The sequence below is a fragment of the Sinorhizobium fredii USDA 257 genome, from assembly GCF_000265205.3.
GTDB classification, from domain to species: domain Bacteria; phylum Pseudomonadota; class Alphaproteobacteria; order Rhizobiales; family Rhizobiaceae; genus Sinorhizobium; species Sinorhizobium fredii_B.
The window spans coordinates 1-11,013 of sequence record NT_187155.1; the positions used below are offsets into that span (position 1 = coordinate 1).

At 66.2% G+C, this 11,013-nt stretch carries 6 protein-coding genes and 6 pseudogenes; all 12 read right to left on the reverse strand.

Annotated elements, in window-relative coordinates; translation table 11 throughout:
• Positions 1-426: 426 nt before the first annotated feature.
• A pseudogene (locus tag USDA257_RS35230) lies at positions 427-561 on the reverse strand (transposase domain-containing protein); the annotation flags it as partial.
• Positions 562-673: 112 nt separating this feature from the next.
• A pseudogene (locus USDA257_RS32605) lies at positions 674-1,674 on the reverse strand (tyrosine-type recombinase/integrase).
• Positions 1,671-2,584 (reverse strand): annotated as a pseudogene (locus USDA257_RS35235) (tyrosine-type recombinase/integrase). The pseudogenes USDA257_RS32605 and USDA257_RS35235 overlap by 4 nt, the downstream one beginning before the upstream one ends.
• Positions 2,585-2,737: 153 nt before the next feature.
• Positions 2,738-2,865 (reverse strand): annotated as a pseudogene (locus USDA257_RS38205) (IS5/IS1182 family transposase); the annotation flags it as partial.
• A gap of 95 nt (positions 2,866-2,960) precedes the next feature.
• Positions 2,961-4,010: a type 2 isopentenyl-diphosphate Delta-isomerase gene (gene fni / locus USDA257_RS32620; RefSeq protein WP_015633476.1), complete on the reverse strand. Its 1,050-nt coding sequence runs from the start codon at positions 4,008-4,010 to the stop codon at positions 2,961-2,963.
• A gap of 85 nt (positions 4,011-4,095) precedes the next feature.
• Positions 4,096-4,998: a terpene synthase family protein gene (locus USDA257_RS32625; protein ID WP_014857758.1), complete on the reverse strand. Its 903-nt coding sequence runs from the start codon at positions 4,996-4,998 to the stop codon at positions 4,096-4,098.
• Positions 4,995-6,545, reverse strand: coding sequence for a hypothetical protein (locus tag USDA257_RS32630; protein WP_014857759.1), 1,551 nt, complete (start codon positions 6,543-6,545; stop codon positions 4,995-4,997). Before USDA257_RS32630 ends, USDA257_RS32625 begins: the two co-directional genes overlap by 4 nt.
• Before the next feature lie 135 nt (positions 6,546-6,680).
• A complete protein-coding gene (locus tag USDA257_RS36500) occupies positions 6,681-7,661 on the reverse strand; it encodes a polyprenyl synthetase family protein (protein WP_034859625.1) in 981 nt (326 codons plus the stop codon).
• A 117-nt stretch (positions 7,662-7,778) separates the two neighbouring features.
• A pseudogene (locus USDA257_RS36505) lies at positions 7,779-8,801 on the reverse strand (cytochrome P450); the annotation flags it as partial.
• Positions 8,801-8,974 (reverse strand): annotated as a pseudogene (locus USDA257_RS35245) (SDR family oxidoreductase); the annotation flags it as partial. The pseudogenes USDA257_RS35245 and USDA257_RS36505, both read right to left, overlap by 1 nt.
• A gap of 38 nt (positions 8,975-9,012) precedes the next feature.
• A complete protein-coding gene (locus USDA257_RS32645) occupies positions 9,013-9,321 on the reverse strand; it encodes a ferredoxin (protein WP_034859623.1) in 309 nt (102 codons plus the stop codon).
• A 1-nt stretch (position 9,322) separates the two neighbouring features.
• On the reverse strand, positions 9,323-10,630 hold the full coding sequence (locus tag USDA257_RS32650) for a cytochrome P450 (RefSeq protein WP_014857763.1): 1,308 nt from the start codon (positions 10,628-10,630) through the stop codon (positions 9,323-9,325).
• Positions 10,631-11,013 lie beyond the last annotated feature (383 nt).

The window sequence follows — 11,013 nt, forward strand, 5'->3', positions numbered from 1 at the left end:
CTTTGCGTGGCGGGCACACCGGCCCGCGTGTAGGGCCAAGCTTTGTATGCCAGGCAGGGCGTCGTCGGTCAAGCGAATGCAAATTTACCCACGGCGATTTGACACAGCACGCCGGCAACCGCGGAACGGTGATGACACTGTCACAGTATTTCAATGCTTTAGTTTGAATTGGCCGGCGGGCCGCGGGTTCATATCCCTTCAAGGCGAAGGACCGGAGACATCCGGACTGAGCGGCATGCTGCCGGCTTCCAGTCTCAGGCGGATGGAGAGTTCGCGTTGCTGCCTTTGATCTGGACGCCCGGGAAGCGGGAAGAACGGATTCTTGGTCCGTATGAATCCGAGCGTCTCAATTGGGGCCGGAAGCGGTCCGGCAAGTTTCGGAATAGCAACGAGAATGCCGGACATTGCGTGAAACGCGGTAAGCGGTTAGCTGACGGCGTCCGACCTGAAGTTCCAGGGCATGAGGGCTTCGATTTCGGATGCTGGCCAGCCTTGAGCAATGCGGGTCAGGGTCTGCGAGAGCCAGTCGAGCGGATCGGCGCCATTCATTTTCCATGTTTTATGCCGACCGTCGAACTATGCCGAGCACCTCTTCCAACATACCGGTTGAAACGCGCTTCTCTTGCCGTTTTGGTCGAAGACCAGTCGTTGGCACTCGGCATAGTTCTCATGCTCAGAGGGCGTTCAGGAATTCCAGAAGCCGGTCATTTGGTCGAAATCGCTTGGTCTTGGCGCCTTCGTACGGCTTCAGCTTTGCGAGTGCGGATTCCTTCAGTTCAAGATGTGCATGAAGATAGGTCAGCGTCGTTTCCATCGCCTCATGGCCCAGCCACAGGGCAATGACCGAGCAATCGACGCCCGCCTGTAGCGGCTCCATGGCAGCGCTGTGCCGCAAGACATGGGGCGACACCCGCTTCGAGCGAAGGGAGACGCAGTGCTCGCGCGCTTTGGCGACATATTTGTTCAGCAGGGCCTGCACGCCGTCGGCGCTGAGGCTGCCACCGTGCATATTCGGAAAGAGAGCCGTTGCGCCTCGCTTCCCTGGTTCCTTGAGCCAACGCCGGAGGGCTTGCTGTGCAACCTTGGTGAGCGGCGTACTTCGCTCTTTGCGGCCCTTGCCGACGCATTGCACATGCGCGCCCTGGCCCAGCATTACCGAGTCTCGGTCAAGATCGATGATCTCGGAGACCCGCAGCCCCGTTTGCGCGGCCAGCAATAGCAGAGTGTAATCGCGGCATCCCAGCCACGTGCTTCGATCCGTGCAGTCCAGGATCGCTCCAATCTCGGGCCTGGTTAGAAACTGAAGCTGCCGCTTGTCACATCGCTTGCTGGGGATCGCGAGCACACGCTGAATGTGGGCGCTATGTGCCGGCTCCTGAACCCCGCATATCGGAAGAAAGATCGAATGGCTGTGAGGCGGAGGTTCCGGGTCCTCACCGAGGCGGATCTCTTCGTCTCAAGATCCTCCAGGAATGCGCCGATGAAAGGAGCGTCCAAATCCCGCAGTGTCAACTGAGATGGGGATCTCCCAAGGCGCGTCTGTGCGAACGCAAACAGGAGCCTGAAGGTGTCGCGATAGGAGGCAATGGTGTTGGAACTTACACCTCGATGCTTCATGAGCCGATCTGTGAACCACCGCTCGATCAGCACGGTCAGGTCGTTCGTGCGTCTCATGACCGAATCTCCCAGCGCTTATCCAATCGCCGTACGGCATGGTTCATCAGTTCCGGCGCGGCGGACAGGTACCAGTAGGTGTCGCGAACATTCGCATGGCCGAGGAAGGTCGAGAGAACCGGCAGCTCGCGTTCCACATCTTCGCCAGCGCGATGCCAGTTGATCAGGGTCTGGACGGCGAAACGGTGACGAAGATCATGAATCCGTGGGCCATCGCGATTCCCCTCCTGCCGTAATCCGATTTGCCGGGAAAGTCGCCAGAACACGCGGTGCACGTATTGATGCAGCAATCTGCCGCCCTGTTCGGCGACGAAGAAATAGGGACTGCGCGGCGTACCAAGGTGTGCATCGCGTCGGACGGCATAGTCTGAAAGGACAGCGATTGTCGTGGCGTGCAGCGGGACCAGCCGTGACTTGCCGAACTTTGTCTCTCGGATAGTAAGGACGCCCTGGTCGAGATCGACGTCGGCCCGGAGCAGGCCGAGCGCTTCGGAATGGCGCAGTCCGGCCACCGCTATCAGTCCGAACCGGCAGTGATTCCAGCGTCGAGGGCCGGCGGCAGCGAAAGTGCTGCCGCCACAAGCGCCTGAATCTCGATCTCGCTATAGATGTAGGGCTTTGTCCGCCGTGCCGGCGGCACAGCGTCGCTTGGTGGCACTTCCGTCAGAGGATCGAAATGAGTGAGGTGCTAGGCAAAGCAGCGCACATCAGCCAGGCGGATGGACCAACTCGGCTGTCGGCCCATCAACGTCACCCATTCCATCGCCAGATCAGTCGTGATGGTATCGGCGCCGCGGGCTTCCATGAAGGTGACGAATGACGACAACCGTCGTGCCGGACCGTCGTATTTGTATCCCAGCCCTTGGCGCATGCCGACATAGCGCTTGAGCGTTGTGCGAAGCCGGCTCATTGGACACCTCCCGGCCAGGGTAGGCTCAGTTCACGCAGCTTCTCAATAGGTACTGTCACATTGATTGAGCGGTGGTTCTTGTAGGTCGGTGCACTCACGGTCATGGGTGCGCTGCTACCTCAATTTCCTTACCGCTCAATCAATGTGACAGTACCCGTCTAGCCGCACTAGCGCTTCATTGACCATCAGCCGGATCGGGCGCAGTGGATGATCGGCTGGCACGAAATCCTCCAACCGCTCATCGTGAACAGCTGCTCCATGAACACATCGCTCCTGCGCATCGAACCCCTCGCCAAGGGGATCGGTAGTCTATCTTTGGCGTAGGTATTTCAGCAGTCTGCTAGGCGCCCGCCGCCACGTGCGGGCGACGCCGGCATCAACCGGCGGGCAGATGTGCCGAGGGCAACAAGCGCGCCTGACGTAACGCCGCCAGATCAGCCGAGCCGGTGCAGAAGCAGGCGACGGCCAACTGGCGGATGACGATCTCGAAATGTGAGACAACCGCCTCGGTGGACACCGTCGCCGCGCCCAGCACGCCGGCCGCCTGCCCAGCGATGTCCGCGCCCAGGCGGATGGCCTTGGCCACGTCGACGCCGTCGCGGATCCCGCCCGACGCGATCAGCTTCACCGTTGGCAGCGCCCGACGTACCGCCTGCACGCTGGCCGGGGTCGGAATCCCCCAATCAGCGAACGCCATCGCCACGGTACGGTCGGCGGCATCGCGGGCGCGCTCGCCCTCCACCGCGGCCCAACTGGTGCCGCCGGCGCCGGCGACATCGATTACCGCCACGCCCGCCTCGACGAGCGCACAGGCCACCGAGGCGGACAGGCCCGACCCCACTTCCTTAGCCACGATCGGCACGCCCACGCTGCGCGCGGCGCGAGCGATCTGCGCCAGGACGCCGCGCCAGTCGCGGTCGCCCTCCGGCTGTACCGCTTCCTGCAGCGGATTGAGATGGATGATGAGTCCATCGGCCTCCAGCGCATCCACCGCCCGGCGCGCCAGGTCCAGGCCGTCGGCCTCGCGAAGTTGCGCGGCGCCGATATTGGCCAGCAAGGGAATGTCTGGGGCCAGGCGGCGCAGCGCGCGCGTCAGCCCCTGGGAGTTGCGGGATTGCAGGCTCAAGCGCTGCGAACCGACGCACATGGCGATCCCCAAGTCTTGCGCTGCCTCGCTCAGATGCCGGTTGATGGCCTCGGCGCGTGGCATGCCGCCGGTCATGGAGCTGATCAGCAGCGGCGCGCGCATGGTCTTGCCCAGCAGCGAGGCGCGCAGGTCGATCTGCGTCAGCTCCAACTCGGGCAATGCGCAGTGTTCGAAACGGATGTACTCCCAGCCGGCGGCGACCGTGGCCGGCGCCGTTCGCCGATCCAGCACGATGTCCAGATGGTCGTCCTTGCGCCGGCTCAGGGCGGTGTCGCTCATGCTCGCTCCATCCGTCGCATCGGGCGACGGCGTTGCGTCGGATCGGACCGACGGCAGCGCGCACACGCCGCCGCCTCCCGCGCATTCAGGCCGGCGCACGCTGGCCTCCCCCCGCAGCGTCGCTGCGGTAGCGGCTGGTCGAGGTCTGGTAGAACTGCGCGCGGATGGCCGCCATGGCCTCGATCAAGGGTCCCCACGGCGCGGGAAAGCGTTCTTCCGCCATCACCCGGTGCAGCATGCGCGTATGGCCGGCCAGCTCGTCGTTGAGGAACTCCACCGCAGGCATAGCCGGATAGCGCTGCTGCACCAGGATCGCCGCGTTGTCGGCCTCGCCGGCCGACCTGTCCTTATCGCGTCCATGCAGATCGTTCTGCAGGCGCCCTATCGCGGAGATGAGCCGCAGGACATGGCGAAACGCCGGACGCGCGCGCAAGGTCGCCATGTCCAGCCCCCACAGCAACGACAGGCAACAGAACACGTTCGCGTAGCCGATCGAATCGATACCGTTGTGCAGGTACTCGGCGTAGGACCAGCGTTCCGCCCCTGCCGCCTGCGCGTGTCCGGCGCGCAGCGCCGCGCAGTAGCACCGGGTATCGTCGAGAAGCTGAGCATAGTCGCGACGATCGTAGGCGAGCGCGGCCAGCGAAGCGCGCAGCACAGCGCAGCCCTCGAATCCGGGGAGCGCGCACGGCACGCCCTGCCCCACCGCCAGCTCCACTGCGGCGAGCTGCTCCGGCGCGATCAGGCCAAGGTCGTTGCAATCGTCGAGCCAGAACAGCAGCGCCAGTTCGCGATAGAACGCCACGATCAGCGTTTCGTCCTGCGGATCGCGGCCGGTGCGGGCGCTGGTGTCGCGCAGGCTCGGGTGGATGCGCTGCAGGATGTACTGGCCGCCCCTGACTGCTTCCTCGGCATGCTCGTCGGCGAACCCGGTCAGGGAACGCCCCCACTCCAGCACCTGCTGCAGCGCGCGTTCGGTCTGGATCATGGCGCCGCTCCTGCTCCCTCGGCCAGGACGCGCCGCCCCCAACGAAGTGCCAGCCACAACCCGGCGAGTTCGGCCACGCGCACGACCCGGGTGGGGCAATACAGTTCCTTGCCGATCCACAACGGCGTCTGCGGCAATGCATGCGCCGCATGGCGGGCGAGCATCCACTCCAGCGCACGCGCCACCGCCTGCGCGATGCGCCGGCGCCCTGTCGGCTCTTCGCTCCCGTCCATCACGTGCAACGCGAACAGCGCATAGGCGGTTTCCTCGAATGTGGACGCGCGACCGGCGCCCCAGCCGCCGTCGTCGCGCTGCGCCTGCAGCAGCGCCGCTAACGCGCGCTCGTCGCGCCACTGGGGCTTGCCTTGCGCAAGCGCAGCGACCGCATGCGCGGTGGGATACAGCCACGAAACGTGCCATTTTTCGTTGTCCCATAGACCGTGCGGGTTGCGATTGGCCTCGACGTAGGCGCTGGTGCCGGCGGCGGGCTTTCCCAACAGTCGCAACGCATGCAGGGCATGGATGTTGGTCGACACCGAGGCATTGCGCTCGCCGGGGAAGGTGACGAACAGCTCGCCGATTTCGAAATGGCGCAACGCATCGACCGCCGGCTCGCGGCCTGCAAGGCGCAGGACGCACAACGCAACGGCGGTGTCGTCCGCATCGGCCGCGAAGTGCAAGGCCGGGCCCAGACCGCGCACGCCCAGGCGGGCGTCGAGCTGCGCAACGATCACGCGCACCGCCTCGGCGAGCGCGGGATGCGCGAACAGCCCGGCCAGATGCAGGGTGTACAGCGACCAGCATGGCTCGAACACATTGATCGGCCAGACGTTGGGAACGACGCCTTCGATGCCGCTGCGCGTCGCCCGCGATGCCGCTTGCAGATACGCGTCGGCGCGCCCGACCTGCGTCGTGCTCCCCTGTGTGACGGCGTGCGCACGCCACGCGGCGGTGGCCGCCGGACTGATGCCGATGCTGCCGTCGTCATCAGGGCATGCAGTGGTCGGCGACGTCCCCCAGGCTTCCCAGGAGTGCAGCAACGGATGGCCGCTCGGCAACGTCGCCACCGCCCGCAGCTTGACCAGGCACGCTTGCCGCAACGGCAACAGCGCCGGATGGCGCGGAAACTCCACGCCGCCCAGCAAGGATGCGGCCTCGCCGCACAACTGCGGCAGGATCAGCTCCGCGCCGATCGGCGCGTCTTCCGGCACCACATGCGAGTAGGGATCGGGCTGGCGCTCGAGGAACCGGGTTGCAGTCTGGACTGCGTCGGCAGCGCCGAGAAGAGGATCGGCACGCTGCAATGCCAGCAACGCCGCCCACGTGGGCGCATGGCGGAACAGCGGGAAGTCCGCGCTTCCCCATCCGCCATCGGCCTGTTGCTGCGCGATGAGCCACGCGTATGCGTCCTGCCGACCGGTGACGTTGCCGTGGAACTGTAGAGCTCGCGCCGTGTCATAGACGGACGGACCGACGCTGCCGCCGTCGCTCATCTCGCTCAGCAGGTGGCGCAATTCGGAAAGGATCTGTTCGGACAGCGCGTTCACGCGGAATGTTCCTTCTGCAGACGGTTGACGAGAACCAGGATCGGGCAGTCGCCGCGAACTCGGACACAGTGCTGCATGCACCGCTGCCGCTGGTCGATCCAGCGGCACACGGGCGACTCCATGCGGACGGCGCGCTTATGCGCATGGCGCGTGCTTGAACAGATACGCGTTGGCCCGCTGCAGCATCTGCGCCATGCGTTCCGCACGCGGCCCCAGCGGGGCGATGGCCTCCCCGGCGTCGCGCAACAGATCCAGCGCGAACTGGCGCGCTGCCTGCAGCCCCATGATCGACGCGCAGGTCGGCTTCTGCCCCGCCGCGTCCTTGCCGGGGGTCTTGCCCAGCGTCGCGGTATCCGCAGTCGCGTCGAGAATGTCGTCGACCACCTGCAACGCCAGGCCGAAACAGGCGCTGTAGCGATCGAGCGCACAGTACAGCGCAGCGTGCGCGGCATCCTCCGCGATGGCGCATAGCGCGCCCATGCGAACGGATGCGCGCACTAGCGCTCCGCACTTCATCCGGTGCATTGCCACGATCCTGTCCAGCTCGACGTGCTTTCCGACCAGCGACAGATCCATGGCCTGCCCGCCTGCGGCACCCTCGGCGGACACCGCCCGCGCCAGTTCGCGCACGAGCGCGATACGGTTGTCGCCCGGCGCATCCAGGCTCGCCAGGGTGAGGAAGGCGTGCGCCTGCAGCGCATCGCCGACCAGGATCGCAGTGGCTTCGCCGAACCTGACGTGCACGGTCGGAAGGCCGCGGCGAAGCACGTCGTCGTCCATCGCGGGCAGGTCGTCGTGGACCAGGGTACAGGCGTGCATCATCTCGATGGCAGCGCCGACGTCGTCGAGCATGTGCGCCGGCGTGTCGGCCAGTGCGCCGGCAGCCAGACAGAGCAATGCGCGGGTGCGCTTCCCGCCATGCAAGGTGGCGTAGCGCATCGCCGCCATCAGCTCGGTCTCACCGTCGTCTTCGGCGCAGAGAAGACGCGCTAGCGCCTGTTCGACCCGCTTTGCGCCGTCCTGCATCCAGATCTCCGGCAGCAGCCTGCCGGATGCGCCGCCGCCGAGCGCGGAAACGCCAGTTCGGTCGTCGTGTAGCGTGGAATCGGTCTGCATGTTGTTCATGTCCTTGTACCTGACAGGAGACGGCCACGGCGAGCGGCGATCCGCCGCGGCCGGCGCCGCTGCCTCGCCACACGGGGCATGCGATGCCAGCTCATGAGATATGGGTGCCGCGGGAATGCGCCGTTGGCCGAGTTGCAATTCCTGCAGCGCGCGACGCGGCAGGAGCGTGATTGCCGGATGCACGCGCAGCGTCTCGCGGAATAGCGCCTCGGCGACCGGACACTGCGCCAGGTCCTCGTGCCGGGTCGGCGCCGCGCCCACGCGTTGCGCCTCCTCGACCAGGGCGTCCCACAGCACAGGCTGCCGCGCCAGCTCGATCACCATCCAGGCCATCGTCGAGGCGGTGGTGTCGTGACCAGCAAGCAGCAGCAAGCGGATATTGGCGACCAGGACGTCATCGGAGAGCGCATCGTCGCTGCGATCGAAGGCGCTCACCATGTCGTTGATCAACCCGGTGCGCGCGGCATGCGCGCGCGCGTCGCGGACGAACTGGCGCAACCGCGCATCGATCCAGTCGCGGGCGGCGCGGCCGCGCCGCAAGGGCAGTCCGGGCAGGTCGACCGGGGGCGCGACGATCAACTGCAGCAGTTGCCGGTACTTGCGATGCCATCCCGGCAGGTCCTGCGCTGGGATTCCCATGAGGCGGAAGATGAGCTTGAGCATCAGGTCGCCGGTTTCGCGCAGGATGGCTACGTCGCCGCGGTCGCGCCACGCCTGCACCCGCGCCCGGATGACGGGCGCGAACAGGGCGCCGATGCCGGCCTGGGTCAGCCCCTTGGGCAGGAGCGCCGCCTTGATTGCATCGCGCGCCTGCCGGTGCGCGCCGCCGTCCTGGGCGACCAACGTTCCGCCAAGTAATTCGGGCGCGATCTCTTCGATCAGCGCCGAGGACACATCCTTGTGCCGGAGTAGTGCGAACGCATCTGGATCCACGCAGGTCATCAGGTGTCCGGCAGGCCCGAAATCCAGCCAGAAGTGGCTGCCCAGCGTCCGTTCCGCGCGCCGCAGCAGGCGCGGCAGGTCGCAGACGATGGCGGGAAGATGCCCGACCAGGGGGAAAGCGCCGGGCACGACCGGGATGTCGTACCGCAGCCGGTGCCGACGGTCCAGCGGGTTGAGCAGCATGTCCATCAGCAGCGCCCCGCTTCGGCGGTGTCGCCGGCAGCCCGCGCGGCGCGGCTGTTGCCACCGTCGGCGTACGTCGGGACATGCGCCAGCATGCCGCCGTCGATGCACACGACCTGGCCGGTGATGAACGCAGCATCGTCGGAGAGCAGGAAGGCCACCAGCGCGGCCACGTCCCTTGCCGATGCCGGCGCCGGTCACCACGGCCACTTTGCCTTCAAACCGTCCCATCGTGTCCTCCTGGATTGCGTTGGTCTTTCGCGGCATGCCGCTCAGCCTCCGCCGGAGAAGGCGCAGGGTCCGCGCTGGCGCGCTCGCCATCGCCAGTGTCGCTTTCGATGACCCGGATGGCGGCGACCGGGCACTGGCTGGCCGCGAGCAGCACGGCGGCGTGCAGCGCCTGCGGGACCGTCGCCACGCACACTTCGGCCACGCCGTCCGGTTTGCGCTGGCGAAAGGTGCCCGGCAGCGTCAGCACGCACTGCCCGGTGGTTCCGCACAGATCCTGGTCGACCACGACGCGCATCTCAGCCCCCCCCTTGCGCATGCAGCCGCACCGGCAGCGCGCGGAACGTCCTGAGGAACGCGGAGGGCTCCCGGGTCGGCTGCTCGGCCAATGCCAGCGTGGGGAAGCGCGCCTGGATCCGCGGCAGGCTCTCGGCCAACTGCATCCGGGCCAGTTGCGCACCGGGGCAGAAGTGGATGCCGTGGCCGAAGCTCAGCATGATCTTCCCGTCGGTCGACATGCCAGGATTGGTGCCGCCAGGATTGGTGCCGTAGAACCGCGCGGGATCGAAGCGGTCGGGATCGGCGAAGGCGTCCGGGTCGCGATTGCCGGCCGCGATCAGCAACCGCACGTCCGCGTTCTTCGGGATCACCACGCCGCCCAGCTCGATGTCGCGCTGGGCGATACGCGGAGTGGGGCTGAACAGGACGGGCGCGTCGCAGCGCAGGACTTCTTCGACGAATGCCTTCACCCCCACGGCGTCTCCCTGCAGCCAGTGCCGCTGTTCGGGATACGCCCGCATCGCCAGGACCGCATGGTCGATGGTCGCAGCAGTGGTGGCGAAGCCGCCCAGCAGCATGCCCCACAGCATGCTGATCAACTCCGCATCCGACAGCGTGTCGGCATCGTCGTCGTGTGCGCCGACCAGCATCGACACGATGTCGTGGCGGGGATCGGTGCGCTTGCGCTGTATGAGGTCGCCAAAGTAGGCCAGCACCCTGGCGCTGGCCGCGTCCGCCGCGGCGAGCTGGGGATCGCTGGCGTGCGGGCCCAGGCCTTCCACAATGGCGCCGATGCCGGCGGCGAGCCCCAACATGTCGTCCTGGGGCAGGCCGAACAGTTCGGCGAAGACCAGCATGGGCAAGGCTAGCGCGAATTCCCGATGCAGGTCCACCGCCTCCCCGCGCTCTAGCGCGGGCGCCATGCCGTCCAGGCGCGCTGCGACGATGCGCGCGGTGCTCGGCCGCAGGTTGTCGATCTGGCGCATGGTGAAGTCGCGCGAGATCAGCCGGCGCAGACGCGTATGCGTCGGTGGGTCCTTCATCGCTAGCGTGGATGCCATCAGATTGACCGACAGGCTCGTCGCGGCACGCGGGAAATAGCGCGCCAGTTCGCCCGGCGCCGGTCCCCGAAACGCATCGCCCGTGGCCTTGAGCGCCCAGTAGATGTCGGCGTGGCGGCTCAACAGAAAGAGGCCCGACGCCGCGCGATGCACGGGATCGTGCTCGCGCAACCACCGCATGAACGGATACGGGTCGTGGATGCACGCTGGCGACGCCAGTTCGGCGAAGGCGTCCCGGCATGCTGCAGTGGTTTCTTGCGCGTCCATCTTGGTTACCTGTTGGCTGGCTGATCTGACAAGCGATGGAAGGGTATCCGGCGTGTGCCGCCGTTCAACTAAGGCAGCAAGAGTTGTGCCAACTGCGCAGAGAGCGCCTCAGATAAGCTGCTCTGCACATCATTCTATGACTTAACTGAGCGCGGCACGCGCGGGCCGAACATCACTATGTCGCGGACGCGACAAACCCGACAGTAGGTCAACGCAAGGTATGTCGGTCGCCTTAGCTTGGCGCAGAAGTCAGGGTTCGTCTGTCGGGCATGATCGGACGTCCAGTATGGAACCGAAGCTATGTCATCGAAGGGAGGAAGGTGACCGGCAGGCGCTGCGGGAGCGAATGACGTAAGACGAAGCTATACTAGTGGATGGAATCT

Bases quoted from the DNA above. Each gene is read 5' to 3' on its own strand.
- fni (WP_015633476.1), bottom strand. From the start codon at position 4,010: ATGAGCGACACCGCCCTGAGCCGGCGCAAGGACGACCATCTGGACATC.
- USDA257_RS32625 (WP_014857758.1), bottom strand. From the start codon at position 4,998: ATGATCCAGACCGAACGCGCGCTGCAGCAGGTGCTGGAGTGGGGGCGT.
- USDA257_RS36500 (WP_034859625.1), bottom strand. From the start codon at position 7,661: ATGCAGACCGATTCCACGCTACACGACGACCGAACTGGCGTTTCCGCG.
- USDA257_RS32645 (WP_034859623.1), bottom strand. From the start codon at position 9,321: ATGCGCGTCGTGGTCGACCAGGATCTGTGCGGAACCACCGGGCAGTGC.
- USDA257_RS32650 (WP_014857763.1), bottom strand. From the start codon at position 10,630: ATGGACGCGCAAGAAACCACTGCAGCATGCCGGGACGCCTTCGCCGAA.